The 25966-nt window shown below is 57.9% G+C and carries 22 protein-coding genes; 5 read left to right on the forward strand and 17 right to left on the reverse strand.

Features of this window, described 5'->3' with window-relative positions; genetic code table 11:
- Position 1: 1 nt before the first annotated feature.
- From pilP to LXE91_RS40540, 7 genes are all read right to left on the reverse strand, one after another.
- On the reverse strand, positions 2–763 hold the full coding sequence (gene pilP / locus LXE91_RS40515; protein WP_077233641.1) for a type IV pilus biogenesis protein PilP: 762 nt from the start codon (positions 761–763) through the stop codon (positions 2–4).
- Between the two features lie 14 nt (positions 764–777).
- Positions 778–2442: a hypothetical protein gene (locus tag LXE91_RS40520; protein WP_046543854.1), complete on the reverse strand. Its 1665-nt coding sequence runs from the start codon at positions 2440–2442 to the stop codon at positions 778–780.
- A gap of 21 nt (positions 2443–2463) precedes the next feature.
- A complete protein-coding gene (locus LXE91_RS43855; RefSeq protein WP_076841542.1) occupies positions 2464–2976 on the reverse strand; it encodes a toxin co-regulated pilus biosynthesis Q family protein in 513 nt (170 codons plus the stop codon).
- A 59-nt stretch (positions 2977–3035) separates the two neighbouring features.
- Positions 3036–3728, reverse strand: a complete 693-nt coding sequence (locus tag LXE91_RS40525; protein ID WP_135370892.1) for a hypothetical protein — start codon at positions 3726–3728, stop codon at positions 3036–3038.
- A 443-nt stretch (positions 3729–4171) separates the two neighbouring features.
- A complete protein-coding gene (locus LXE91_RS40530; protein ID WP_052760131.1) occupies positions 4172–5572 on the reverse strand; it encodes a TraB/TrbI/VirB10 family type IV secretion system protein in 1401 nt (466 codons plus the stop codon).
- 8 nt (positions 5573–5580) lie between these two features.
- Positions 5581–6351 (reverse strand): TrbG/VirB9 family P-type conjugative transfer protein, encoded by a 771-nt coding sequence (locus tag LXE91_RS40535; protein WP_158077529.1) that lies wholly within the window; start codon positions 6349–6351, stop codon positions 5581–5583.
- Between the two features lie 121 nt (positions 6352–6472).
- On the reverse strand, positions 6473–7186 hold the full coding sequence (locus LXE91_RS40540) for a VirB8 family type IV secretion system protein (RefSeq protein ID WP_158077530.1): 714 nt from the start codon (positions 7184–7186) through the stop codon (positions 6473–6475).
- A 340-nt stretch (positions 7187–7526) separates the two neighbouring features.
- Between LXE91_RS40540 and LXE91_RS40545 the strand changes: the two genes are divergently transcribed.
- A complete protein-coding gene (locus LXE91_RS40545) occupies positions 7527–8252 on the forward strand; it encodes a hypothetical protein (RefSeq protein ID WP_122173891.1) in 726 nt (241 codons plus the stop codon).
- Positions 8253–8333: 81 nt separating this feature from the next.
- Here LXE91_RS40545 and LXE91_RS40550 read toward each other — a convergent pair whose 3' ends face one another.
- From LXE91_RS40550 to LXE91_RS40595, 10 genes are all read right to left on the reverse strand, one after another.
- Positions 8334–9743, reverse strand: coding sequence for a type IV secretion system protein (locus tag LXE91_RS40550; protein WP_158077531.1), 1410 nt, complete (start codon positions 9741–9743; stop codon positions 8334–8336).
- A 46-nt stretch (positions 9744–9789) separates the two neighbouring features.
- Entirely contained in the window at positions 9790–10599 is an 810-nt protein-coding gene (locus LXE91_RS40555; RefSeq protein ID WP_122173895.1) for a TrbJ/VirB5 family protein, read from the reverse strand.
- On the reverse strand, positions 10550–13096 hold the full coding sequence (locus LXE91_RS40560) for a VirB4 family type IV secretion system protein (RefSeq protein ID WP_077233585.1): 2547 nt from the start codon (positions 13094–13096) through the stop codon (positions 10550–10552). Before LXE91_RS40560 ends, LXE91_RS40555 begins: the two co-directional genes overlap by 50 nt.
- Before the next feature lie 26 nt (positions 13097–13122).
- The gene (locus LXE91_RS40565) at positions 13123–13449 is read right to left on the reverse strand and encodes a hypothetical protein (protein ID WP_046543860.1); all 327 of its coding nucleotides are present in this window, start codon (positions 13447–13449) and stop codon (positions 13123–13125) included.
- 18 nt (positions 13450–13467) lie between these two features.
- On the reverse strand, positions 13468–13809 hold the full coding sequence (locus tag LXE91_RS40570; RefSeq protein WP_135370893.1) for a hypothetical protein: 342 nt from the start codon (positions 13807–13809) through the stop codon (positions 13468–13470).
- Positions 13778–14770: a TadA family conjugal transfer-associated ATPase gene (locus LXE91_RS40575; RefSeq protein ID WP_046543862.1), complete on the reverse strand. Its 993-nt coding sequence runs from the start codon at positions 14768–14770 to the stop codon at positions 13778–13780. Before LXE91_RS40575 ends, LXE91_RS40570 begins: the two co-directional genes overlap by 32 nt.
- A gap of 393 nt (positions 14771–15163) precedes the next feature.
- Entirely contained in the window at positions 15164–15796 is a 633-nt protein-coding gene (locus tag LXE91_RS40580; RefSeq protein WP_046543863.1) for an IncC plasmid conjugative DNA transfer DtrJ family protein, read from the reverse strand.
- 1 nt (position 15797) lies between these two features.
- Positions 15798–16340 carry a hypothetical protein gene (locus tag LXE91_RS40585; RefSeq protein ID WP_122173897.1) on the reverse strand — a complete coding sequence of 181 codons (543 nt, stop codon included), beginning with the start codon at positions 16338–16340 and terminating at the stop codon, positions 15798–15800.
- A gap of 23 nt (positions 16341–16363) precedes the next feature.
- Positions 16364–18211 (reverse strand): conjugative transfer system coupling protein TraD, encoded by a 1848-nt coding sequence (gene traD / locus LXE91_RS40590; RefSeq protein WP_278068196.1) that lies wholly within the window; start codon positions 18209–18211, stop codon positions 16364–16366.
- Positions 18211–19413 carry a TraI domain-containing protein gene (locus tag LXE91_RS40595; RefSeq protein WP_046543866.1) on the reverse strand — a complete coding sequence of 401 codons (1203 nt, stop codon included), beginning with the start codon at positions 19411–19413 and terminating at the stop codon, positions 18211–18213. Before LXE91_RS40595 ends, traD begins: the two co-directional genes overlap by 1 nt.
- 1729 nt (positions 19414–21142) lie before the next feature.
- Between LXE91_RS40595 and LXE91_RS40600 the strand changes: the two genes are divergently transcribed.
- The 4 genes from LXE91_RS40600 to LXE91_RS40615 all read left to right on the forward strand — a co-directional run bounded on the left by LXE91_RS40600 (position 21143) and on the right by LXE91_RS40615 (position 25419).
- On the forward strand, positions 21143–22225 hold the full coding sequence (locus tag LXE91_RS40600; protein WP_232036323.1) for a replication initiation protein: 1083 nt from the start codon (positions 21143–21145) through the stop codon (positions 22223–22225).
- A gap of 999 nt (positions 22226–23224) precedes the next feature.
- Positions 23225–23506 (forward strand): hypothetical protein, encoded by a 282-nt coding sequence (locus tag LXE91_RS40605; protein ID WP_135370894.1) that lies wholly within the window; start codon positions 23225–23227, stop codon positions 23504–23506.
- Entirely contained in the window at positions 23503–24216 is a 714-nt protein-coding gene (locus tag LXE91_RS40610; RefSeq protein WP_046543869.1) for a ParA family protein, read from the forward strand. The genes LXE91_RS40605 and LXE91_RS40610 overlap by 4 nt, the downstream gene beginning before the upstream one ends.
- 12 nt (positions 24217–24228) lie before the next feature.
- The gene (locus LXE91_RS40615) at positions 24229–25419 is read left to right on the forward strand and encodes a ParB/RepB/Spo0J family partition protein (protein WP_052760133.1); all 1191 of its coding nucleotides are present in this window, start codon (positions 24229–24231) and stop codon (positions 25417–25419) included.
- The last annotated feature ends 547 nt before the right edge of the window (positions 25420–25966 follow it).

A 25966-nucleotide genomic window follows, 5' to 3' on the forward strand; every position in this document is an offset into this window, starting at 1 on the left:
CTTATCGAAGGCCCGGCGGCATCCCAACAGGGATCGGCACTGACGACGATTGAGTGCTCGCCTGTGCACCCTCGCCACCGAACGCGAGGTCCGTCACCTTCCCGCTCTGCTCAACTGAGACCTGGCTAAGGTCGATGCTTTTGATCCTCCCGACTCCACGGACCGTGTCTCCGACGTGTGCTTTTACTTGTGCACCCGACGAAAGACGTATCCTCGCGGTCCATGTTCCGTCCACCATGCTGACTTCCTGGACAACGGCGCGCGGAGGGTCAGCCAGCGGCACCGCTGCGGCCGCAGTCAACGACTGCTGGCCCGCCATCGGGAATGGCGGCACTCCAGCATTCCCTCGACCCGCCGCCGCGTCGTTGAATACCCCGCGACGAGCCTGCTCGAGGTCGTGACGAAGCTTCTCGTTCTCGATTTGAGCCTTCATCAACTGGCTTTCAGAATTAACCGCGTCCAGCGTGCCGTAGTACGACTTCCACGTCGGGCTCGTCGACATTGCCGGATGAGCGTCCGGGTTTCCAGGACTCGACGGGGTCTTCGAGACACCAGGCTCCCCTCCTCCATTGGTGGGGGACGACGCCGCGGACGGCGTAACATTGACGCTTTGTGACCGTGGGGAACCCACGTCCCATGACGCCGACAGTCCCGATCCCAGATCCTTCGCCCGCGCCGGCGCCGCAATCGCACAGTGCGCGACCAATCCGGCCGCGACGATCAAACCCGCAACGCATGCATGTACCGTGAACTTGGTATTCATGAAATCCGATTCCTTCAGAGAACGCGCGCGGTGATCACGATTGCGATCAGTTTCTTCTGGCGCGTGCCGTCAACGCCACCGCCGAAGAGCCAGTTGTTGGCTGATCCGACTCCGCTCCGATTCACAGCCGAGTTGTCTTGCTGCAGGCCGGCAAGCATCAAAGCTGCTCCAGGCGTAAGCGATACGCTCTGTTGGAACGTCGTCGAAGAGACATTCGGTGTTTGGATCGTTGAGCCGTTGCTTGACGCTTGATTGATGCTGTTCAGAACGGAGTTCGTCATATCCATCGTGAGCAGAATCCTTCCGTTGACGATCTGGGGAAGGAAGGTCGCCGTGAAACCAGTAGTCACGACCCCCGGCGTAAGCGTTGTCGACGAACCGACGTTGGCCGTATTCGTCGTGCCGCTCTGCGCCAAGTAAGTAACTTGGTTAGCGACCTGCATCGGTGCGGGTTGCCCATTCAACGTCACGACCGATTGGGTGACCGTCTCGGAGACGTGGCCCAGTGTCGACAGTGCATTCACTGCAAGCTGTGAACCGTTCAGGCTCGATGACTTACCGGCGGTACCGGTAAGCAGCATCGGCGCAAGACTCCCTGTGACCTGCGGCACACCCGGGGGTGTAAGCGACAGCCCATACATGGTCGAGAGCTTGCTGTACAGGACGGTCGGGCTCCAACCGTAGTTGTCCTCATTTGAGAGATTCACGGAATAGACCGAAACTGAGATCAGGACCTGCTGGCTAAGCTTATCCGTCAGCCCCTTTGCCCAGGCTTCGACATTCTTCACCTGGGTGGGCGAGCCAGTTACGGTGATACTCCCTTGCGCGGGTTCTGCTGAGATTTCGGCGAGGCCCCCACCACTCGCGCCGGCGACTGTCCTAGCCGTAGATGCGATTGTCTTCCAGACATCGACATCGTATTCATCCTTGGACATGGAATTGCCGGTCGGGGATCCAGAAGATCCTCCGCCCGATCCGGAGCTCGATGAGTTGCTCAAGCTGCCGGGCCCCGATTGCGTAACGATCGAGTTTTGACCGGATGACTTCCGGTTTACTGCCGCGATATAGATGGTTTTCGTAACCGTGCGGTAAAACTCGACACCACCGTTCTCCATCCGCCACCACAGGCCAACTTCATTCGCAGCGAAGTCGAGCAGCCCCTTCACGTTCCCCACATAGGAGACCTGCATCGTGGGCAGAGCTTCGGATGCCGCAGCGTCTCCACCCGGTTTCGCGATCGCTGGAGCCGCAAGCATGCCCGGCGGCAGAGGCAGTTGCCCCGCAGCCGACGTCGACGCCATGCCGGTTTTCCCTGCGCCGGCGGGTCTCTGCACTTCAGAGATGTCAACGGAAAGGCCGGTCTGCTTAGTTACGTAAGCGGCAAGTTCGGAAAGGGTGACACGCTGAGGGGGCTGCCATGCGATCTGCCGCTTCAGAATCGGCGAGAGCTCAGGGGTGACCTGAACCGAATCGCCGAGCAGCCAAGCACCGGTGGTGCGAGACACAACCGGTCCTTCGATCGACGCCTTTGCCTGTTCCTCAATGACCTTGTCGGCGGCTGCCTTTACCGTGCGATCGCCAGCGGCGATCTGCGCACATCCAGCGAGGAGTGCCGCCACCACTGCGGTAAGGGCCGCGCAACGCAGACCCTGAGTCACGAAGTTTCGAAAGATATTCATGTTCGCTTCCTAAACCTGGTTCTATTGCTGAGCCGGGACACCGGGCCCCTGCACAACGACAGTACGATTGCCGTCGAATATCCGCGCCCGGATCAGTGCCCCGTTAGCGGCGAGGGTCTTCACGACGTCTGTCAGGGCAGTCGGAAAGTCGCCAGAAAAGGTGGTCGTTGCCGCGGCAATCACATCCCGTGGCATCTGCCAGACAACGCTCCAGTTCGCGCGGCTCCCCCATGACTTCAACTCCTCGCTGATTGGAAAGCCCTCGCGGATCGTCCAGACCTCAGCTGCAGGAGTTGCCTCCTCTGGGCCCTTCGCCGGGCCCGGCTCAGCGACCGCTTGAGACGCCGACTCCGGATTTGCCGCAGCCGGAGCACCCGCGTAACTACCGCGCTCGGCCGCCGGTTGCCCTCCCCCACTTAGGGGCTGCCATCCGGCACCAACCGGCGTCGGCGGACCGCCTGCGGCAACTGCCGACCCTGACAATCCGGCGAGAAAGAGCGCGCCCAGCGCTAATACCGCGACACGGATTCGCATAGAAGACTCCTGATGACCAGCGGAACCGACAGACGGCCGCAGTACGAAGATTGAACGGATCACGAGGCACCGCCTTCTCGATCGACAAAGCGGACCGACCGGGTTCTAGTAACCGTCACCTCAAAGCCGTCCGCATTCACCACGAAGCTGTCTGCGGTTCCGGCAACTCGGTAGTAACGCCCCTTCTGTTGCCCGCGAAGGGCCTTTCCGTCAGCGCGGACTGAAACCTTTTTCGTTCCCTCCGCTACCCGGAAATAGATCGCCCCAGACTCTGAAAAGACCTGCTCGAGGCCAGCGGCGTTGTCGGCCGGATAGTTAAACGTATCTGTTGTCTGCCGGGACACCGCTACACTTGAACGGCCGTCCCGTACAACGAATTTCTGCGCGGCACCGACCGTCATCACGTTCGCGGTGTCGTCCCACGACGCGTCAAGATGCTTCCCGTCCGCAGATGCAAACTGCAGCTCTGCAGACGGCCGTGTCCGAAAGTGAATTTGAATCGCTCCTCCAAAGCCTTCGCGAATGCCATCTGCTCCGAAGTACTTTGCTAGGTACGAGACATCAGTGCTTTCGCTCTTCTTGCCGACGTTGGGGCTTTCGTTGCCAGGTGCAACACCCGGAATGGAGGTGGCTGCAACAGCGTCGGTCGCGATAGGTCCCCCGACCGCTGTTTGCTCACTTCCCGAGCCATCACCCGCTGCTGCGCCATCGACTCCAGAGCGCGAGACGGCGCTCGACGAAGTCCTGGACAAGGGAGCGCCGGCAGGACTGGCCGCCGCTCGCACCGCAAGCGCCGAACGCAGCCCGGCGACACGCTCTCCGTAGGAGTGCGACGTCGAGGGGGAAGAGGCGAGGGAGGACGGCCCAGAAGGGAGGCCAACATGGTCGACGCGGAGGCTGATCGATCCAACCCGAACGGCAAAAGAATCCGGGATCCCTGTTATCCGAAGGTATGGACCGTCGGCCTTGGCGCCCGCAACGTACGTCCTACCGCTCCCAGACGGCTGCACATAGGTATCCAGTCCGTCGTTAAAGACCAGAGTCGGACGAACACTCGCCGGACCGTCAATCCGATACCCGAAATCAAGCCCGGGCGCAGCCGAAGCCAAAAGCGGACCCATCACGAGGCTGGATACGATAAGGACGCGGATGCTCGTCAGCGTGTAGCCGCTCCCAATGTTCAGTCTCATTGGCATTACCTCCTGAAGTACGGCGAAAGCGCCAGGTCTCGACGGACCAGGAATGTGAATTGAGTGCCGCCCGATCGAGTAATCGTGGGCGGGATATCCTTGTTCCGCGAAAGCAAATCCGTCAGCACTTGCTGCAGCGTCTGGGCGAAGATGGTTCCACCCATTTGTGTGGTTCCAAGGCCTTGGCTGACCGTGACGTTCTGCTGTGTTCTATCGAGCAGAAGCGTGGCAGCGCCGATCACCAGCGAGCTTCCAAAAATCTTCCAGAAGTGGTTGTTCACGTTGCCTTCCAGCCCACTCGAGCCGTCCATCTCACCGCCAGAAGCGCCAGACAGATCGATCCATGAGCCGTCCGGCCTGACAAGCCTCGTCATTGCGATCAGCACCCGGTCCTGGCCAACGTGGATCTCGTGGTTGTATGAGCCGTTGAGCCGAGATCCCTTCGGGATCATCAAGGCGCGCCCCGTGAACGTGTCGTACACGTCGCTGGTCACCATTGCAGACACTTGGCCCGGGTTGTCGGTATCCAGGCCAGTCAAGAGGACTGCGCGAACCGGTGTGCCTTCGCTGACAATTGGCATTGCAGGCGCCGCGTTCATCTGCATCGGCCCTTGCCCATCCGCCTTTTGTGACGCAAGCCATTGATCCTGTTGGCCGGAGCGGGTCGCCATCGGCACTGCGGCGCCCCCCTGTCCGGCGCCGCCGTACGCCGCGGACAGCTGCATCACCTTGTCCATTTGCTTTTCGGCGACAGACTGGTTCTCCTTCAGCTGGTTCTTCAGTGTTGCAGCGAGTTCCTCAGCCGGTGACTGGGGTTGAGAATTCCGTCCGCTCTCTTCCTTCAGCGTTTGCACATCGTTCGCTTGCAACGGCGATGCAGCGATCTGTGCCTCCCGCTCCGCCCGGGCCTCCGCCGCATCCTTTGCTGCTTTTGCAGCAGCAGCCGCATCAGAAGCTGGGGTAGCTGCGGCACCATTGCCAACGAGCGCCTGGCCGCCAATTGCCGCGCCTGCGGCGGCATTCGGGTCCACCGCCTTCACGCCGGACGCGCCTTGCATGAGCGCGGCTCTACGTCGATCTTCAGCGGTTTGCGCTGCTGCGTCCTTCGCTTGCCCAACAACCAGCGCGCCCGCCTGCTCCGAAGGGGTATAGGTGGCATTCGTCTTTCGACGTTGCGACGGCTTGTCGGGCTGCCCATAGAGGTAGTACAGCCCTCCACCGAGCGCCAGCAGAATCACGAGGAAGCCAAGGGTCTTTCCACGCTTACGCTTTCCGCGAGTGAGGTCTTCCACCGGCTCTCGATCGGGTGCTTGCACCGAACCGGGAATATCATTCCGATCCACCCGCCGGCGGGCAGGATTCCCGTGCTCAAAGGCCGACTCGTCATCCTGAATTACGTCAGACATCTTCGGCCTCAGTATTGGCTATTGCTTCTGGAACTGGTGTCCCACCAGTGCTTGATGCGATCCGACTCGATAGAGACTTCCTGATCATCAAGCTTCAAGACGAAGCGATCCGAGACACGATCTGCAATTACAAAATTCCCCTGAAGTCGGGTCACGATCAGCGTCAGGCGCTTACTGTCATCCGGTACGAACACAGCCGGCATGTCTTGAACGTTCGGTATCCGGAAGAATGTCTTCGTCCCGTCATCGAAAACGTCGATCGGACGAAATGGTGCATCTCCCTTGATCTTGTACCCGTAGTGAAAGGAGGTTGGGTCAAGGGGTGGTGTCAGAAGCTGAGAGCTCAGCCGTTGCTTTTCCGCGATGAACGACTCAGCCTGCACCTGCGCTTGCAGCTGAACGTCCTTCAGCTCGTCCGGGTAATAGAAGCTGACTTGCTGATAAAACTTGCCGCCGGGCTCCGAGGCTACGAGATAGAACTCGTATGTCCGCTTGTTCGTGACCAGGGTCAGACTGGTCGAAATCCCTGGACGTACCGGTTTCACGTACAGGTTCGTCGGACCACCGCTAATCCGCCATTGGATCGTGTCGCCCAGAACAGGCTTCTCAACGACCCCCTCGCCTCGCTCAAGCTGGATGTGAGTACCCTGTCCTGACTGAGTCAGGAGCGTAAACACGGCGTCCGCCGTGTACGGGAACGTCACAATGCGATTGTCGAGCGGAGACGAGATTGCTGTATCCGCGGCATTGCGGTTTCCGCCCGCCTCGGCGGTGCTCACCGCTACAAATCCTACAAATAGGACTACTGACATCAAGATCGCGTGCGCAACCGAGCGAACCGATTTATTCATTGCGAGAGGCCTTTTCGGGTGTCAACAGCTGCCGATACGGCAGCTGTCTTCATTGTTCCTGGTTGACGTTGAAGCTCTTCACGTAGAGGCCACCCGGGTTGATCTTGACCTGCTCGATTGTCGTCGGGGGAATGCGTGTGTACGTGATGGTCATTGCCCAAGCCGAGACTTTCGGGCTAGAGCCCGGACCCTCACGTTCCGTGAGGTTGAAACGAATAATCACGGTGTCGTCGGTAATGAAGTTCGCAGTCAGACGGTTAAAGGTTCTGCGAAGGGTCGGGACGTCGTGGAGGCGCGCGTACGGGTTCTCTTTATGCAGCAGCGAGTTGAGCTGATCCGTCGCCTCACCCACCGTCATCTTTCCCGCGAGGGCGAGGTTGTTATCGATCGTTGACGCGTTGATGTCGTAGACGTTGTTGATCCATTCGGACAAGAAGTACGCGACCGCATCTCGGTCCGGGACATAGCTCGACGTACCGTTCAGATCGGCGATGAGGCGGCCGCTCTTCTCCTGGTTGATCACGATCGTTTGAATCGTCTTTAGAGGGAGAAACACCACCCACCCGATCGCGTTCACGAGCGTCAAAACTGCTAGAAAGACTGTCGCCAAGAACCACCTGTTCGCCGTGATGCGCTCCATCTCGCCACGAGCAAAGTACTTCCGCGTCGCGGACTCACGAATCGGGCCGGGCGTATACGGTGGAACCGGGGGTCCCTTCGACGAATCGGACCGCGGCGCGGACTTTTGGGCAGATGTCTTCATGGCACACATTTTCCCGACGCCCGTCCGGCATCAGGACCTGAATGCGAGCGGCAATCCAGTAGTTTTCTATGAGTAGCAACCCGAGTGTCCGAACCACTTTTGTTGCCGGCGCGTTGCACCGACCTCGTCGGGTCATGACGTGGACCCCAGCGGAAGAGCTTGTATCTCCGGAAGGTTTTAATTCCCCTCCACTTCGATTGGTCGAGCTCGCCATTCGCGTGAATGACAGACCCTGCAAGCTCGCCCCGTATCGGCCGCTTGCTATCGCTCGATAGACGTTAAGATGGGTAGTAGGTCGGGGCGTCCACCCTGGCAGTCACTAACATTCGCTGAGGTTGCAATGTCGATCGTTACCGTTGTTCCTGAGGATCGTGGCCGAATTCAGCGCTATGCGTATGTTTTCGGCGCCATCAAGGCACTTGTTCGCCCGAACGAAAGCACGATGCGTTACTTTCAGCCTGGCGTGCAGATTCTGAGTATCGAGGACGTAAATGGTGTCATCACGGTCAAATATCGAAGCAAGGCAGCACTGATCCAGTACGCGGGCATCTTCCTGATGGCCTGGAAGCACGTCGCGTCGACCATCAATGCTCCCCTGATTCGACATGTATCCCCAGACGGCGGCGTCGTAGCCGGGGATCCCGCGGCGAATCCCGACAATTTCGAGATGAAGCGCGAACCAAACGCCACGTTCCGCGGAACGGTTTATCCCGAGGACGGCGCACGAACATTGTCTCTCGGGATGGTGATCGGCGCACTGCAGGTACCAGGCCTCCCTAGCCCGCTTGCGACCGACGCCCCACCGCTGATCGGTACACATATCGGCGCGATGGGCTGGGAAAGCGGGATTGTCGTGGTGGAGTGGAACACTCCTGAGGCGTTTCTCGCCTACGCCTATATCGTGATGTACGCCTGGCGGGTCGCTGGTGACTCTCCGGTACCCGGCACAATTCGACACCTCCTTCCGGACGGCAGCTTCGTTGAGTGCAACCTCTGGGACGAAGATCCATGGAACATGGTCGCCAAGATCATCGACTCGCGGCAGAAAGATATTGCCAAGGTCTAGGAATTCGGTAAGTACCGCCCCAAACACAAACGCCCGCATCACAAAGCGGGCGTTTCAATTCAACCGTTACCTGCGTAGCTGTCACCGTACGTCCACCTGCCAGCCTCCACCGACATCCTTCCAGCCGGCACCGCCACCAGCAGGGCCCGAGCCAGGCCCTGCCCCACCGTTCGGGCCGCCGCCGGTGCTCCCACCAGGGCCGCCCAGTTGCGGTCCACCACCGTATGACCCACCATCACCACCACTGGCCGAAGTCAACTGAGGTTGAGCTGCAAACGACCCAGTCTCCGTTGCGACAGATGGTCCCCCGCCAGCTTCCGACCCACCCGAGCCGCTGCCCCCACCTCCACCACCGCCGCCACCGCCCATAACGTCTTTGATCGCCTCGCCGACCGCTGCTGGCAGCCCAGCTGCCGCCGCCGCCATTTGCATACCCGCCTGCGCCATGCTGTTCGCCGCTCGATTGAAACTCGCATGTCCGCTAGCTCCACCGCCGAACAATGAACTCGCGATTCGTGGAATCTCTTTGAAAAGATGGGTAAGAATCCACGTAATGCCAAGTAAGCCGAGAAGCCCAGCAATCGAAAGACCTGACGTCGAATCCGCCGTTGCGGGGTTTACACTCGAAATCTGCGTCTGCGCGGCGGTGAGCAAAGATGACACAAGCGTAAGGACAACGCTAATGATCATCTGGTAGGCCGAGGCGCCTAAGAGGAACTTCAGCCAGCCCTTAAAGAAGTCGCTCGACCAGCGGCACACCGCGCACGCCACGAACAGTGGCCCGACGGCAACACCGATAGCGACCATCAGGATACCCGTCAGCATCACGCCGACTAGCTCGCCGACCGATATCACTGCGAGGATCAGCGCCGCAAGGATAATGATCGAGCCCAGTATCACCTGAGCGATGATGCCGATCGTCCACTTGAGCAGTGGAATGCACCCTAGCGCTTGGAGAAAAGCAACAACCGCAGAGGCTAAGGTGTTGAAAATCTGCTGCATGAAGCTCGCGACCGCCCCCGACTGCCCGGAAGATCCCGTCGCGGCTTGTGTGAAAGACGTGAGCACCCCCTGTATTCCCCCATTCGTTCCAACCAACGCGGAGTACGAGCCGAGAGCGGCTGCCACGATAGTCGCCGGAACGAGCGCGCCAACCACAATGCCCATTATGCTTTCGCCGCTGCCCGCAAATGAATCGAGGATTCCCCATAGGAAGTACGACAAAGCAAGAACGCCGGCCAAAGTCAACGCTATCGGCGTCGCACTGGAAGCCATCGAGTTCGCCTTCGACGAAATCGTCGACTGCGCACTATTGATCGGCGAAAGAATAACATTCGAGATGTTTTTGACCGCGGTCCAGTTTGCCGTGTCGCCGGGGGTCAGGGGGCTACATGCGCCACCACCGAGGGCGCCCGCGAGGTCGCCGCCAATGTCGGCACGGCTTTGCACCGGAATGACGGAAAGTAGCGATATCGCGAGCAGTACGAGCATCCGCTTCCAGTAGTGCCTAACCATGCCTATCCTCGATCACGTTGGCTCAATAGCCCAGAATGTTGTTTGCGGAGGAGACCCCGCTGATGCTGTTCGCTGCCTTTTGCGCCATAGCACTGCCGTTCGAGTTCGCCTCCTGTGCGGACTGGGTGTTTGCCGCCTCCACTGATTGCTTGTAGGCTTCCTGTCGTACAAGCGTCTGAATGCCTTGGAGTGCTGCCTGGTTGATCTCGGCGATGTTGTCGAGGGACGCGTTCGTAATCGCGATCGAGTCGTTCGTGCCAAGGAGGCCCGAGTTCTGGCTCGCGATCGACTGCCGTTGGTTCATCGTCTTCTGCAACTCTTCAGTCATGTTCGTATAGTTCGCGATCAGCGATGTCGCGTTCTGCTTGCCCGCCGCGGATTGGTTAGCAAGGCTCTGAATGAAGGTCGTAAAGCTGCCGTTGGAGGGGTTCGCCGCGTACTGGGCCATCACCCCCTGCACGAAATTCGCCTGACCGCCCAGTTGGCTCATCAACGACTTGTCGACGTTCCACTGGTTGAGCAAGCCGGACAGGGCCTGATCAGCGTCAACGATCGAACGGATCCCCGAAAGGTTCTTGATCGTGTTCCCTGCATTCTTGATCGAATTGCCGAGCATCTGAACCTGACGTACCGCCGACTCAATTTGCAGTTGCTCCTGCGCCAACGTATGTACGGCTGTCTGGATGTTCTGCACCAGGTTGGTCGGGTCGAAGACGATCTTTCCCGCTCCGCCGGCATAAGCCGGAGAAATCGCGAAAGACAGTGCAGCCGCCACTAGGCCGCTATGCAGCTTGAGCGTCGACGGCTTCTTCAGTTTCAGGTTCGTTTTCATAGTCAACTCGCTTGATTGTCGCGGCTTCGGCGAGGTAGTCGTCGAGCCAGTTCGGATTCTCTTTTTCGGTCTCCTTGTGTCGGTTAAACACTGTTTGGAGATGCTTCTCCGACCGCAGATAGTTAAGGACCTCAGGAGTGAAAACCGTCTGTACGACTCTTGTGAAGTTGTCCTGGACAAACATGTACTCGAGCCGCGGTCGCAATCTCCCGACGCGATCGATCTGCGTGTCGCTGAGACCGAAGTTTTTCTTGTAGAACTCGCGATGAGACTCCACCTTGTTGTTGTACATCAGGATCGTCGTCTTGATGTTGTCGATAAGGTCTTCGCGAACAGGCCCATTTATCGCGCCCGGGCTCTGGACGGTTAGCCACACGAAAGCGTTCTTCTTTCTGAAGGTCTTCAACCAGTCGCCAATCTTCTTTGCGAAGGCCTCGATCTGGAGCAAAAATGACGCTTCCTCGAGGTAAATGAAAGTCGGTCTTCCATCCAGCGCCAGGTCGATGCTACGGAACGCGTACTCCATGAACATCTCAAAAAGCCGCGGGATCGCCGCAAGTTCCTTCATCTCGATAGCGGTCCACGCCTCAAGGCTGAAGTCGTTCTCCTCGTTGTCGAAGATTCCGTACGCGCGACCGTTGGTCCATTCTCCGAGCGCCTCTGTCATCTCAGGTGAGCAGAGGGTGCTGAAAGTAGAGATGGTGCGAGGACTTGGGAAAGCCTCGTCATACATGCTCGTGAGAATTTCGTCGATGCTTTCCCGGTCTTTGGGCTTCACCACAAATCCAGACAGATCGAGCATTCGAGTGATGAACTCACGAACCCACACTCGGCCAAACTCCGTGCCGTCGTCAAGTGCGAACGGATTCATTCGCAGCGAGCCCGCCCTGTAGTCGAGGTATTTTCCCCCGTGCAAGAACGTGGTGATTTTGACCGACTGGTCACGGTCAAAGATAAACGTGTTCACGTCTCCGTACTTCTGAAACTGGGACAAGCAGAAGTTGACGAAGGTTGTCTTACCCGACTCGGTCGGCGCGATTAGGATCGCATGGCCGACTTGGCCAACGTGGGGGACCCATCGATACTGGCAGCCATAGCTATCGATGAACATCGCGTGGGGTGGTGTCCGTCCTTTGAGGACCTCCGAGAAGTGCGCGTGGATATTTGGGCCGGGGTTCATCGTGTAGATCGGCGCCAAATCCGCCACATTGTCGACGTGCATCAAGTGGTAGCGAGCCTGCCATGCCCAGTTTCCCGGCAACATCGCCGCATAGCTCGGACCGAGATTCTCTCGTTCGCGTAGCGTCAGCAATCGCTTGAGCGAGAAGAGTCGCTCGATGTTCGCGCACCTGCGTTCAAGCATCTCCCGGTCGCGGTCAAACACCATGACCGACAGGTTGTAGTACGCCGCGTTCGGACCGCCTCCAGTTAGTCGCTTCAGTGCCCCTTCCGCGTCAGCGACCAACTCAGCCTTCCCCGGGGCAGATTCCGCCTTTCTGCCTGTGGCTTTCGACATGACCGTCGCGCCCAAGGAATGTTGGGTCATCTTCAAGAAGTTGCGAACTTCCGTCAGAACCTTCTCACTTGCCTCTTTCCCCATGCACCGGACAATCTGCGACACCACGAGCTCGTTATCGGACCGGAGCAGGTTCTCAAGGAGCATCGGATTGGATTGTGTCGGCCAGCGTTTTGCACCGTAGATCGCCGCGTAGCGATCGCCGCTGTTGCCCGTGAAGCGAAGAACATCGGATCCGACGACGACCGAGTCGGCTGGAATCCAGCTGTCGAGCATTTCGTCGACCGGGCGCTCGACAATATCGTATTCGCTAGCGGGATTGACTAGCTGGAACAGGACTCTGTCCATCTCGCGCTCCGGGAGCCTGCGGAAGGACAGCGCCGGAGTTGCTCCGATGAACGCAGATAGAATTTGCTCGAACGACTTCCAGTTCATCTCGAGCTGGCGACGGTCCCGGGCAAGGCCCGAAGCGGTCGAGACCGAACCGCTCATGGCCTTCATATAGGCGAGCGGGCCGGCGATCTGCTCCTCGGCCTCGATGTGGCGCGCACGGTCCATAACTCCGTCCACGCCTGTGTTTCCGGTGTAGAGAACGAAGAGCCAGTGCTTCATCTCGTAGAAGGCGCCGTTTCGGAAAGGGCGCGCGTATGCCTCGTCGACCCGCCGGGCCACTTCGTTCTTGAAGCCTTGCTTCAGATAGCGGTAAGCCTTCTTCCGCTTCGTTGTGAACCACAACGTAAAGCGTTCATCGAAATTTGCATTGATCGCGCGCTCGAGTTCTTCGACGGCACGGTCAACCCGTTCATCGTCGATGTTGTCAGGGTCGAGGCCATAGAACTCATAGCCGCAGAGGATCGAGCCATCCTTGTTGAGGATGGCGTAGTCCGTGAGGTAGGTCATCCATGGAAGGAGCTCTTGTAGGGGCCGCTCTTCTTCCTTCTGCAAGTAAATTGGTTGCAACGGCTCGGCCGTATTTGCCATGACGAATACCTATTGAGACGACCGAACTAGCCCCGCAGGTCCCGGCCAAAGCCCTTCGGCCGTTGCCCCCGCCCAAGAAGCGTCTCGCGTGGCCACGGGTGGTAGCGGTCGGCCATCTTGTCGTAGTTCTTTCGGATCTCCGTTGAGAAGAGATCGTGGCGAAATTGATTCTTGAAGTAGGCTTGCGCGATGAATGCCCCAAGAATCGGAAAGACCGGAGCCCACCAATGCCACTGGTACGCAAGATATGCCCCGGCGCCTGCCGTCCCATAGATCACCGCGGTATGCGCACCGCTGAGGCCGCCCGACATCTTCGGATTGACGATCGCCTGGATAATTGGGCTGGTACGCATGCCTACTTGCTCGTCACGTTAGATCGAGCACTGGGAGTTCAGGCCCAGCTGCGCGATGATCGTGACCGCAATACTTGCGATCACCGTCGGGACGCCGATCTTCACCGTCAGGTCGGCCATGTCGTTCTTGTTCGTGTAGTGCGCGATCGCCCACAACAGGACCGCCGCGACCGCGACAATCGCGACGATCGCTTTCAGGATCTGCGGGATGATGCAAAGTCCCGATACGTTCACCGACCCCTGGGCCATCACCGACTGGCTGGCCAAGAGGACGGTGACGAATACCGCGGCTTGCACCGACGACATCCGGGACACTTTGCTCAGGCCTTTAGCAAAGCGATTCGAGAAGGTACTTTCCATTTTCAACTCCATTGACACGAACGATTTCATTGACACGACGGACGTAGTAGTACTTACCGTCCTCTCCTTGCTTCACCGACCGCGTGACATGCACGCAAACGTGCACGGCACGGGCGATATACCCACGTACTGCTTCAGGCGAAAGACTTGCGTCCGGAGGAAGACTCATTTGATAGAGCATCTCGATCGCGTACAGCATGTCCGTCGCTGAGCTAGCGTGTACCGTGCTCAACGACCCATCATGGCCAGAGTTGAAAGCGCGAATCAGGTCGAACGTCTCGGCACCGCGCGTCTCACCTACGATCAATCTGTCGGGTCGTGCGCGCAGCGTGTGCTGCACGACAAGCTGAGCGGTTACGCCCTTCGTTGCGTTCGTCAGATAGCGAACGTGATGCTTCAGGTTCGGGTGCAGCTCGATTGAGTCTTCGACCGAGATCACCCGCTCGTATGGAGGAATGCGCATACAAAGCGCATTGGCCAGGGTGGTCTTCCCACTCCCCGTTGGGCCGCCGACCATAACGTTCTTCTTTTCGTGCACAAACAACTGCTCCAGGAGCTCCGCCTGGGCATTGGTCAACATTCCCTTCTCGACCAGCTCTCCCAGATTCGGTCGCGCCCCCTCCTCCTGGTGCTTCCGGATGCAAAGCGACGGCCCGCCGTGAGACGCCGGTGAGAGCGCTCCAGCGATTCGGAGGTTTTCGACCGATGCAGAGATGAAGGTCTTCGGTGTGTTCGCTTCAACCGACTCGTCGACAGACTTCGCCAGCGCTCGAATAGCGCTCGTGATATGCACTTCGGCAAGGCCAGCGTCTTCGATATAGATCATTTCGCCGGCGCGCTCTGCGTAGACGATACCGCCGGGGTTCACCATGACCTCGGTCACGGCTGGATCCTCAAACAGGTCTTTTAGCGGCCCAAGATTCTGCTTGAGTACCTGCATCACGTGGGCCTTCGAGGCCATGCTCTCTCCTAGTAGCTCTAGACATCTTTCCGGGGAGATTGTGGTATCTGGAGTCGCCTGAACCCGAACGAAAAGCTTCGTGAAGGTCCCGCTTTTCAGCTTTCACTCTTGTGCGACTTTCCGAGGTGTAATGGAAAATGGCTGCACGCAACCCGGGCGGGTCTGTGCAGCCATTTGTCTGGGCAAGTTCTACTAGAGTCGATCAGTCAGCGGCAGCTTCCGAATTTTCGGCGGTAAGCTCGGACGAGAGTCTGCGGAAAGGCGCGTCGATGAGGCAGTGGCCAACCGGAGCTATCCACCCTGCTCCCCCGGGAGAATGAGGGACGGCCCCGCGAAGCCCTGGAGGGGCAGGGGCGGCCATTCGCAATGGTGAGGTTTTACGGGAGAGGGGCGTTAAGTCCGGCTTTGGAAAGTTCCTACCGTGAACCACGTCATAAGGCCAAGGCCGAGGAACAGCGCAGAAATGATCCAATGCCCCAACGGCCAAGGGCTGAACGGAACGAAGAAGAGCCATCCGATGAATATCGCCGCTGCCGACCCGCTGAGGGTGAAGCTTATCGGGTTATAGAGGCCGAACTCACTTCGTTTGATCGACCGGACAACAAGCCCATCAATCAGGCATGGAACGAATATTGCGGCGAGACCGACGGCATAGAATGGCCAGAACGCCGCCCACCGCCAGATGACTCGGTACATGTATCGCCACACCCTGCTCATGTAGCCATCCATAACTGAGCCCGCCCAAGCATAGCCCTTGTAACCGGATGCTTCGGCCTTTCGGTAGTCGTTGACTGTCAGATGTACGAGTCCGGTGTGAACGAACCACGACTGAAAAACCTCCGTTGCGCTTTCCGTGATTCCGTCCACGTCTGCCCTGCATCCGGCGACAAACTCGAACTCGGAAGGCGCAATCTTGAAGCTATCCTCCTGCATGAAGATCGGGCAGATCAGTAAGGTAAGGATTGGCGCGATGATCCACCAGAAGTAGACCTTTCCAGCAAACGGATTGTCGCGGATCTTCGCCATTTCAGATACCCGTCTTTTTCGCCTGCGCCAGTACGTGCTGTACGACTCGTCGCGCGATCGCTTCCGGCATCAGACGGGATACAAGCAAGACGATGGACTCGTTGCGATCATTCGTAGCGTCTCCCACGGTCTCCTGTCGCACGACGGAGATAGCGGCGTCAGAATTTCTCGTCACGAACGCTTGCAGGGACTCGCGCAAGGGGTCCCACGAAACGATGCCGTCGGCGACACGAGCCTGAACGACGAGATCGAAGACATCTGTCGCCCGGCGAAGGAGAGCCACGAGGTAAGCGACGAAGGCTTCGGCCTCACCCCTCTTTTCGTTCATGCGGAACGCTGATACAGCGTCGATCAGACAGTCGCGCAGGAGCGGGCCGTCCTGTCCCGGCAACGCGCTGCTCAGATGGGCTGCCAGATTGTCAGATGCCGCTTCGAGCAAAGCGTGCTCGAGCCAGATGTCCCGGGCCTTCGGAAAAAGCATCCCGTCGCGCGCCACCTTCGACATTGCGATCGGCACAACCATGGCTGCTGTGATTTCATTCATTCGTCGATTTCTCCTCCGCCGATTCAGCGGCTTATGATTGGCACGCGCCCCTTGTACAGCCAACTTCCCCCAATGAAAGCGAAGTAGTTCATCGGCGGTAGCCGGGTTAGTAAATCCTCGGACACGAGGGCAATGTCCTTCACACTCATGCTTCGCGAACCGGATCCCGAAAAGTCCGTTGGGTGGCTTGTACTGTTTCGCCCCGAGTTGACCGACCTGGATTCCTCACGGAATCCGGTCTGGCCAAACGACTGCGCGACCCACTTGGCGGTTTCGTAGTCTTTCAGACGAAGAGTGATAACGTTGTTGAGGTTTCCAAGTACCTGCATTGCCTTGTCCCTACTCCCCATCCGAGCAATAAAATCGGAAATGGTTTGGGTTGCGATGTAGCACTGCATTCCGGCCCCGCCCCCCTTGTTCAGAATCTGGATCAGCTGGGCATTCAGTGCCTCCGACGCCTCGTCAACGAACAAGTGGACATCGTTCTTTCCCTCGAAGTTGTAGATCGCACCACAAACCGATGCGAGGTCAGCAAGAATGATCGAGCCGATAGCGGATCCGATTGTTGTGTTGGACAGGGAATCTAGACCCACATAGAGCACCGCACCCTCTGCAATGATCTTCCGCGTGTCCATAATGTCGCGCTCGTCGAAGACGTCGGTTGGGTCGGGCGAAAGCATACGGCCGACTTCTTCCGAGCCGAGCATTTCCAAGAGCGGCTCAAGAACCTGAATCATCTTCGAGTAGTGCTCTTTCGAGTGCTTGACCATTGCGCACAGGGCGTCAATCGTCTCGTCAAACGGGATCTCCTGATCCTGGCAAATCCTCGTATAGAGCGATATCCAAGCAAGAATTGCCGACGGATCGTTTTTGTTGGCGTGGCTCTTTGCGTCCTGCTCCCATGTTGAGCTAGCGTGTTCGTGGAACCACTTACGCAAAATCGACTCGAGAAGGTCTTCCACGCCAACTTGAGCCCATCGCTTCACTGAGCGGATCGTCGGATTTCGACCGTCCATCAGTTCGCCGCGGATAATGCCGTACAGCGTCTTCCACGCGAAGGCCTGAAACGATCCGTTTGCGTCGACTTGTTCGGCAATCCGAGAGGCGAGGTCTGAAATGTTGTTCCAGTTCGCAAGAATGCTTAGGCGAATTGACCGCGATGGGTGAGCTGGGTGGAAGTAGTAGAACCTCCGGCCAGTTCGGGCGCACTCGTCTCGCAATCGGTTCTCGATATCCTTGTCGCCTTTTGGATCGACGAAGATGATCGTCTTCCCCATATGGACAAGTTGCGTTAGCAACATTTCGTAGAACTTTGTTTTTCCAGCGCGAGTCGTTCCGGTAACGAGCGTATGACCGGTTAGGGTTTCCATCCCCGCCCCGATCGGATGCTCGTCGGGATTGATCCCATGTATCCACGGTACCCCGATCTTGCTGTCGTCGACGGGCTTCCAACCCGCTGGCTTCATCGATTCGACTATCCGGTTGGGGAGCCAATTAGGAAGTGGTGGGATGTTTGCCTTTCCTCTGCGCAAGAGGTGCTTACTGATTTCTGCTTGCTCTTGATCCCACTCGAATCCGTTCCCGATGTAGAGCTTGCTGGCGCTCGACATCTCTCGGGAGCGTTCCATCAGTTCGTCGACAGTGATCTCCTCGACGCGATATCCACTGAGAGATAGGCGGAAGCGGAAAAGATCAGCGGCCTGGAGCCAACGTTGGCCCGCAAGGAAAAAAAACAGCACACCGAATGCGGCCCATTCAAGCGGCATTGGCCCGAACACCCAACTGATGATCAGTACGGCTCCGCCGGCGCACCAAGCCACCGCAGCTGGGATCTCGTATGCCGGCTTCTGCTTGAAAAAAAAGGTCTTCATCACGGCGTACTCGGAAAAAGAAGTCCGCGCGCAGCTTTTGTCAGGATGGCGCTTCGGCGACTGTCGGAGATCTGGACCAAAAGCTTGTTATCCGCGAGGATCTGGAGGACCTTTGATGACGGCAGACCGTGCTTTGCAAAGATGGTGACCGGTACCACGATCCCGGACTCCGTCTCGTTGCAAGACTTTTTGAGGTGTTCGTAGTCCTCTTGTGCACAGATGGCCTTGAAGATATCGAGGACGATGGGCGGGTACGAAGACACTGATTCGGCAGGCTTCGTCGGCAACGGTTCCGGGGGCGCCTTTTCGATGGCCGCGGCGCTAGCACCCTGCTCGACATTGGCAGTCGGGTTAACAGGTGAGTCGACGGGCGTTGCCGGCGGTGCGTTTGCGGCGTCCGCCGGTTTCGGTACGGCGATTGAGGGAGCCGTTGGCTTTGCCACGAGCTGCTCGCCAAAGCTTTGGATAGTGGCTGGGGTCACGCCATCCGGTGGCGTCGTCTTCTGATACCGGCCGGTCATAGCTCGGGTTTCAAATTCCCTCGCGGTTCGATAGGCCTGGCGGACACAGGTCGTGACGGGAGATTCCCCGGTTGTTGACTCGATTCGATGAATAGCGTCGTGGGCAAGCAAAGCAACTTCTTCAGCGAGGTTCTGCCACGTTCCAATACCCACGACGTCGGCAGCCCATGCGACAGCATTGGACGGGCTGACTTTCAACTCCTCGAGCCGCCATTCAATGGTGAACTTGCTGGTCTGCTGGGCGCGGACCCAGTTGCAGAGTGCCGGCTGCGAGTGAAACGGGGTCCATGTCTTTCCGCCAGCACGGACGATGAGGCGGGAGTGCATGAGCGCTGGAATGCCGGCGAGCGTCGAGTAAAAGACCGCGAACCGGTACTGAGGAACCAGGAGGCGCCGTTGCTCCGCCCCGTGCTTTCCGGTGAAGAACTGCTGGTTCCCAATCTGGAGCGCGTAATAACCGGACATCAGCGCGTATCGAAGGAGCCCGCCGGGCTCAGAGAAGCAGATTTGCTCGAGGGGGCATTCCTGGACGTAGTCCGCGACGGCATCAATCAGGGGCTGCCAATAGTTCTCGAATACCTCCGGCTTCGCCTCAGATGAACTCCGGATTCGGGTAAGAAGGCCAGTCTCTGCTTCGATCCTGCGCAGGAGGTCCGATGAGGGGCGTAGAGAAAAGTCCATGACGGGATGGTATGAATCTGCCCGGCGGGACCTGACCGAAATGGCCAATGGATACGGTTAGTTTTTGTTCTTGCGGCGGCGACGTCAGTACGGTGGGAGCTCCTTGGTTGGCGGAGACTGTGAAAGTCGGTGTTTGGACGACCTTGTTTTTGCGGAGGTTTCTCATTCGTTCGTCACAGGTTTTCGGGTGGCTTCGTTTGAGCCGAGAATGGGATGGAGCGATGGGAGGGGGTTGCCGGAGGCGAACGCACCGTATCAGGGGTGCTTCGAGTGAGCGGTGCGATTGTGTGCCGAAGAATGCGGGTTTTCGGGTTCGCCGGGGAGCGGGTCCGTTCCGGGGGCGTGTTTTTTCTGTGTGAAGACATCTCTCAGTAACAACAACGCTGTTGTTGTTAACTTTCGTATACACCTATAAACCGTTTACGGATCCCGGAGCCTTATGTAGCAAGGCTTTCCGAGCGATTGGGTCAGGGTTTATGGGGTCATAGGTAAGGGTTAACGGGGCCTTTCGCTGAAATAGGTCATGGTCTATGGGAAAAGTCAGGGTCTATGGGAATTAATCCACAGGTTTGACTTCCGGGCGTAACGTCTTGTTGCGTAACGAGATTTTCCGCTGTTCCAGAGGGGAGGTCGTACTTTGCGGGGGCCGAGGTCAGTGTTTATGGGGGGCGGGCAAGGCTCCCCGACGTCAAGTTCGGGGGCTCTGATTCGGCATAAATTGCTCATTGAGTGAGCGCCCACTAGCGTATAAGCCGGATTTTTGCTACTCCGCAGGTCGAATATCCCCCGAAAACCATGACTTTTCTCCCGCCCTCTGCCCCTTGGGCACCGAAAGGTCAGGATATGTGGGGGCGCAGTACCTCGTGCAGCCTTGGATACTGTCATCACCGGCATTAGACGAGATCGATAGGTCATGGTTTGTGGGCGAGCTCGCCCGGAGATCGGCTCTGGACAAGGCTGGAGGCCAGTTTTCCGGGACATTTTTAGTGTGCAGGTGGGGTTTGGGCAGCAAGCGGGCGGCGGGAATGGCCAAAGGTCATGGTTTATGGGGTGGGCGCCGTAGGAGTGGCCCATTCCCGGCTCAAAGGTCGTTGTTTACGGGGGGGAGTGCCGAATCCATGCCCACAAAACCCGACCTTTCGTTGTTGACATGCTGGAATTGGATGGCCGGTTCTCGCTTTCAAAGGTCATTGTTTGTGGGGCGTTCTGGGGAGGCAAGCCGACATTTCTGTTACGTCCGGGACGGCGTCAGTGCCCTACTTCATTGATCCTGCTCCCGCTTTCGTGAGGAAGTAAGGTCATGGTTTATGGGGGTATGTTGTGAGCGGTTGGCCCATAGGTCATGGTTTGTGGGGGCGATCGACTGAATGAGTTGCGAGAGGTCGTTCTTTGTGGGGGCCAGTCGTGTTCTCAAGGTTCTGCTTGGGGCTGGGTTGGGCGATGCGAAAGCCTCCCCGTAAAACCTGACCTTTCAGCCCCATGGTGGAAATGAAGCTTCGTTCGTGCAAGTTTGGAAGGTCAGGGTTTGTGGGTCTGGATGTGGCCAAAAAGCCAAAGGTCAGGGTTTGGTTCAGCGCCTACATGACGTTTGGCTTTAGAATCTCGGCAACGAATGGAGATCATTGTGTCCTCGAAGAACTCACATCCACTAGCTCCAATCCCAAGCGAACTCCGCAAGCACGTTGCTGCGATTCATACGAGCGGGCAGCTCTCTTTCCTCGAGCGGAAGATGTTCAACGTGTTCCTTGCGAACGCGTTCGATACGTTGCTAAGCCAACGGCGCCACGTGATACCGGTGAATATCCTGGCCGATATGATCGGGTTCAATTCGAAGAACGTTGGTGACCTGAAGGACGCGCTGACGGGCATCATGAAGAAGGTGTTGGAGTACGACCTCCTCGCTGAAACTGGCGACTGGGAAGCGGCTCCGCTACTTGCCTATGCCGCGATCAAGTCAGGTCAATGCCACTACGAATTCAGTAGTTTCCTTGCGGAAAAGCTTGCGGATCCAGAGATCTACACGACGATCAACCTTCATCTGCAAAGAAAGGTTTCGGGTGCATACGCGTTGGCTCTTTACGAGAACTGTGTTCGGTTCCGCTCGGTGGGCTCAACAGGGTGGATCTCCGTGCAGAAGTGGCGAATGCTCTTGGGCGCTGATGCCAGCACGTATGATGAGTTCAAGCACTTCAATGACCAGGTGATCAAGAAGTCCATTATCGACGTCAACAAAAATATGGACATCCAACTTACGGCGGAGTACCGCCGCGAGAACCGACGGGTCGTTGAAATCAAGTTTTTGATCGAGGAGAAGGGCGGCGGAGCTCGAGGAGGAGTGAGTAACGACGCTGAGCTTGAGCGGATCAAGTCGACAGAGGCGTTCCGAAAATTGACCGCGTTGGGTGTTGGACAGTCTCTCGCGGCCACGTGGATTCAGCAGGATCCTGAGCGTGCGTTGGCGGCTGCGAATTACACCGACAAGAAGGTGTCACAAAAGCTTATCAAGTCGAGCCCAGCAGGTTACGTTCGGAAAGTGTTCCTTGGGGATGCTGAGATTCCTTTGCCACAAGAGAATGCCTCTCCGGCTGCGGCGGGCCACGCTGCCTCGTCCTCCGGTGATGAGGAGCGGCTCAATGAAGTTCGCGCTAAGTTGGCCGCGCTCAGCGATGCCGAAAGGGCATCTTACGTTGTGGAGTATGCGAGAGAGGGGGGAGCGGTCACCTCTTATAACCCTGATACGGGTAAATTCCGAATCCTGGCCGAGCGCACCGGGTTTACTGCTTGGTTGTCGAAAAAATTCTCGCAACGGTAAGAGAAGACCTTGATGCTCGTTTTGGCCGAGCAGACCTCTGGTGACCCTAAGATTTCGCTACGCCGGCTGTCAAGCTCCAAATACAGCAATGGTCGCCGCGCGATCGTCGGATAGCCAACTCTATAAGTTGGGTCGCTTTTTTAACACCGATTGAATCTGTTGAGGGCTGGGTAGCGCCTTACCCGCCCAGTTTCTTTTCGTCCCCTTCCGGCTCTTTCCGCCCTCCCCTGCCCTCCTCGCCTTTCCGCGCTCCCCTTGCCGTCCATACTTTGTTCGAACAAACTCTTGGCCGGTCTCGAGGCCCGCCATTTCCGTGCTTCCGCGAAAACAGTGCGCTGCAATGACTGTCTCGACATCGCCCTTCGCCGAAGTTAGCTGGGGCGGTCAAATTTGTTTGAACAAACTTGGCCAAGGATCGTCGATCAGGCAGTCGCTTCGAAGAGATCGTCGAGTGTGCTGTTTGGAATGAGAATGGCGTCCTGGGATCTTTGCTTGAACAAACTCGCCGAACGCGGGTGTTAGATCTGTCGTTGCTTACCGTTGTGAGTATTCAATTAGGTGATTGAGGCGAGCCCATGGCCGAACATCCACTTTCGGATTTCGACTGCGTCATAAGCTCTAGAGATCTCCTGAATCGAACGAAGTTTGTTCGAGCAAACCGCGCTCGATTGATGTGACCCTTTTAATGAAGGAGGCGAGGGCGGGCGGGCGTTGCCGGATCCGTCGTGTTTCCCAATGGCAGAGGAAGGGGCTCGTGCCGTCTAGGGGCTGTTTGTTTGAACAAAGGAAGGCCCCGGCGGACACTCTCGGGGGAATTTTGCGCTCGCTTATTGGTAGGGCGGAGGGTAGATCGCACCAGGAGCCCAAGGGGACGGCGGCGGATCGGTCGCCCTCCCCCTAGGCTTCTGCCGGAGTTTGTTCAAGCAAACTCGAGCGCAAAGGCGCCTTGAACGAATCTTCCGAGGGGGCGGTTGTCAGTGGGCGGAGTAGCGGGCTGCCATGACGCCCCATTCGAGCCCGGACTGGGCACCCTTGGTGGGGATCGACGGTAGCGGGATGAAGAGTTTGTTCAAGCAAAGTCCCCTTCCGCGCCGGAGCGCGAAAAAGATCCAGATAGGCTTGCAACTCGCCGGGTTGAAACCTATTATCTTATCCAATTCGTCGAATTGGGTTTTCAACTTAGAGGTTGCGGTGGCTTCGCGCCTGGAGGCGGCGCCTAAGTTCGGCATTGAGTTTGTTCAAGCAAACTTTCCCATCAGTGTTTCAGCGAGGAACGGATGAGTTCTATTGATGCGAATGGCTCGGAAGCCAAAGTGATCTTTGTGACAAATCAGAAGGGGGGGAGCGGGAAGACGATGACGGCGATGAACATCGCTGCCGGCCTCGACCAACTTGGCGCCCGCGTCATGGTCATTGACATCGACCCGCAGAATACGATCGTTAGTTGGTTTAACAACGGGGACGAAATTCCGTTTCCGTACAGCAACCTCGCTGCGGCAACTGACAAAGCGCCGGCAGAGATCAAGAAGCTCATGGCGGCGTACGACTTCATCATCATCGACGGGCGCCCGCAGGTCGACGTGAGAGTGACCCAGATGTTGATCATCTGCGATCTTGTCGTAATCCCGCTGCGTCCAAACACGATGGACTTTGGTGCAACCGAAGTGCTGATCAATCAAATCCGCAGGGTTCAGCAAGACGACCACCCGGATATCAAATTCTCGTACCTCCTGAACCAAGTGGCGGACGAGCGACGAATGCTCTACACCCTTTGCCACGACGCGATTGTGGAAAAGGGCTACCCGTTGTTCAAGACGAACATTCGTATGCGGGAGTGCTATCCCCAAGCTTTTGCAATTGGTGCTACGGCGTTCGCGAAGGTCCGATCGTTCCGGCCTGCAGCAAAGGAAGTGGCGGAGCTTACCGCTGAAGTCGTGGAACTGCTTGGTGTCGGCGATCAGTTCCGTGCGCAGAAGAAGGCAAAGGCCTGACGAGGAGGAAAGATGTCGAAAAACCCGCTTGCTGCGAAGATGAAAGAGTCAATGAACCGGAGCGCGCAGACTCCTGGGCCTGAGTCGGTGAGTGCCATCGAGGCACCGCTTGCGCTCCGCGATCGATTCGCCAGGGCCGAGGATCTTGCAGCGTCACCGACACCGCGGCCGGCGCTGTCGGGGCGCGATGAACTCGGGCCCATCCAAATGCCGGACGATACAGAGTGGAGTGTCGAGTACCAGCGCTGGTGCATTGAAAACCGCTACACCCCGGGCGCAACGATCGAGGTGAATCTCAGTCAGATAAAGCCTTCGCCGTTCAACCCCCGGCACTTCTATTTGCCCCGACGTCTCGAAGACCTTGTAGCAAGCATCGCTGAGAACGGCCAGCAGCAGCCAATTCACGTGGTTCCCGACTATGAGAATCCGGGCCAATTCTTTCTTCACGATGGTGGGCGCCGCGAGCGAGCACTACGCACACTGCGCCACGCAAAAGCAAAGGCGATAGTTGTCGATGTGCCGGTTGGAATCCAAAGCTACAAGCTTGGTTACGAACTCAACACGCGCCGCGAGAACCAATCGCCATTCGACAATGCGGTGAAGTGGACATATCTGCTGGAAAACAAGCATTTTTCCAGCCAGAAAGAGCTTGCGGAGACCCTTGGGCAAGACGAGTCCATCGTTTCGCAGACCCTCGCGATCGGCAAGCTTCCCGAAGACGTTATGCGAGAGATGCTGGAAAACCAAGAGCGGTTTCCGGTGCGGATAGCGTACGAGGTTTCGAAGTTCTACCAAGATGTCGACGGTGACGTAGAAACCACCCTGAGTCTTATCGAGCTAATCGTGCGGCGGGAAATGTCGGTGCGGAAAGTGGTCGAGTACCGTTCCGCGTATAAGACTTCACGCCGCGAGGGCGGCGCAGCGGCGGCGACCCGGCGAGCCCGTCAACGGCCAGGTCCGACTCCCCCGCAATTGAATGGGCACGCAGTGCATGGGGCCTTCGCTGGTGCAGAGGGGGGGGTGACAGGGAATGCGACGTCGTCGGGTGAGGAGTTTGTCTGGCCCGGCGGGAAAATTCGGGCGGTCCTGAGTGAGCACGTGGGAGGTCTCGTGGTCGATGTTCAGGGCGAAAGTGGTGAAGAATTGGAGGGCCTTGTTCAGGCCGTACGCCACCTTATGCAGACAATGAGCCGTCAACGATAAGCGCCCTCAATGTTGCTCTCCAGCGGAAACTGCAGAAAACCAAAATGGCACAACTGGATCTGAAATTACCGACTGACCGACGTGCATCGAGTAGCAGGTTGATCAGCATATGTCTCGGAGTCGCTGCGACGGTTACCTCGCTTTTCATCACGGCTATTGCCGGTGCGGAGCGAGGCTCGACGACCGCCGAAAAGGGAGTCTGGGTGGCAACAGGCGTCGTAATCCTTCTCGCGGCGCACTTATTGCCGGCCCTGAGCAAGGGGGCTGGCGTTGCGGTCAAGTGCGCGGTCTTGCCGATCTGGCTCGGTGCTTTGCTTGCCACAGGCTATACCCACGCAACCTTCTTTCTGAACGCGCAGGGGAGGGTGGGCGAGCAACGGGCTTTCGCGGTTGCGCAAACGAGCGCTGGGGCGTCGCTCCCGAATGTCCCCGTAACACGCAGTAGGACTCAAATTGCGACGGACGTTGCGGCTACGCGGCGCTGGTTGGCGCTCCTTGATGCCCGGCGGTGTACTACGGATTGTGGGGCCGCGAGTGCACGCCGCAC

This window comes from Burkholderia contaminans, assembly GCF_029633825.1.
Classification (GTDB): domain Bacteria; phylum Pseudomonadota; class Gammaproteobacteria; order Burkholderiales; family Burkholderiaceae; genus Burkholderia; species Burkholderia contaminans.

What these genes read in the sequence shown, in the direction of transcription:
- LXE91_RS40565 (WP_046543860.1), bottom strand. Translation starts at nt 13,449, where the DNA reads ATGCGTACCAGCCCAATTATCCAGGCGATCGTCAATCCGAAGATGTCG.
- LXE91_RS40540 (WP_158077530.1), bottom strand. Translation starts at nt 7,186, where the DNA reads ATGAAGACATCTGCCCAAAAGTCCGCGCCGCGGTCCGATTCGTCGAAG.
- LXE91_RS40530 (WP_052760131.1), bottom strand. Translation starts at nt 5,572, where the DNA reads ATGTCTGACGTAATTCAGGATGACGAGTCGGCCTTTGAGCACGGGAAT.
- LXE91_RS40550 (WP_158077531.1), bottom strand. Translation starts at nt 9,743, where the DNA reads ATGCTCGTACTGCTCGCGATATCGCTACTTTCCGTCATTCCGGTGCAA.
- LXE91_RS40545 (WP_122173891.1), top strand. Translation starts at nt 7,527, where the DNA reads ATGTCGATCGTTACCGTTGTTCCTGAGGATCGTGGCCGAATTCAGCGC.
- traD (WP_278068196.1), bottom strand. Translation starts at nt 18,211, where the DNA reads ATGAAGACCTTTTTTTTCAAGCAGAAGCCGGCATACGAGATCCCAGCT.
- LXE91_RS40595 (WP_046543866.1), bottom strand. Translation starts at nt 19,413, where the DNA reads ATGGACTTTTCTCTACGCCCCTCATCGGACCTCCTGCGCAGGATCGAA.
- LXE91_RS40585 (WP_122173897.1), bottom strand. Translation starts at nt 16,340, where the DNA reads ATGAATGAAATCACAGCAGCCATGGTTGTGCCGATCGCAATGTCGAAG.
- LXE91_RS40605 (WP_135370894.1), top strand. Translation starts at nt 23,225, where the DNA reads ATGACGCCCCATTCGAGCCCGGACTGGGCACCCTTGGTGGGGATCGAC.
- LXE91_RS40570 (WP_135370893.1), bottom strand. Translation starts at nt 13,809, where the DNA reads ATGGAAAGTACCTTCTCGAATCGCTTTGCTAAAGGCCTGAGCAAAGTG.
- LXE91_RS40520 (WP_046543854.1), bottom strand. Translation starts at nt 2,442, where the DNA reads ATGAATATCTTTCGAAACTTCGTGACTCAGGGTCTGCGTTGCGCGGCC.
- LXE91_RS40610 (WP_046543869.1), top strand. Translation starts at nt 23,503, where the DNA reads ATGAGTTCTATTGATGCGAATGGCTCGGAAGCCAAAGTGATCTTTGTG.
- pilP (WP_077233641.1), bottom strand. Translation starts at nt 763, where the DNA reads ATGAATACCAAGTTCACGGTACATGCATGCGTTGCGGGTTTGATCGTC.
- LXE91_RS40555 (WP_122173895.1), bottom strand. Translation starts at nt 10,599, where the DNA reads ATGAAAACGAACCTGAAACTGAAGAAGCCGTCGACGCTCAAGCTGCAT.
- LXE91_RS40615 (WP_052760133.1), top strand. Translation starts at nt 24,229, where the DNA reads ATGTCGAAAAACCCGCTTGCTGCGAAGATGAAAGAGTCAATGAACCGG.
- LXE91_RS40575 (WP_046543862.1), bottom strand. Translation starts at nt 14,770, where the DNA reads ATGGCCTCGAAGGCCCACGTGATGCAGGTACTCAAGCAGAATCTTGGG.
- LXE91_RS40600 (WP_232036323.1), top strand. Translation starts at nt 21,143, where the DNA reads ATGTTCAACGTGTTCCTTGCGAACGCGTTCGATACGTTGCTAAGCCAA.
- LXE91_RS43855 (WP_076841542.1), bottom strand. Translation starts at nt 2,976, where the DNA reads ATGCGAATCCGTGTCGCGGTATTAGCGCTGGGCGCGCTCTTTCTCGCC.
- LXE91_RS40580 (WP_046543863.1), bottom strand. Translation starts at nt 15,796, where the DNA reads ATGGCGAAGATCCGCGACAATCCGTTTGCTGGAAAGGTCTACTTCTGG.
- LXE91_RS40560 (WP_077233585.1), bottom strand. Translation starts at nt 13,096, where the DNA reads ATGGCAAATACGGCCGAGCCGTTGCAACCAATTTACTTGCAGAAGGAA.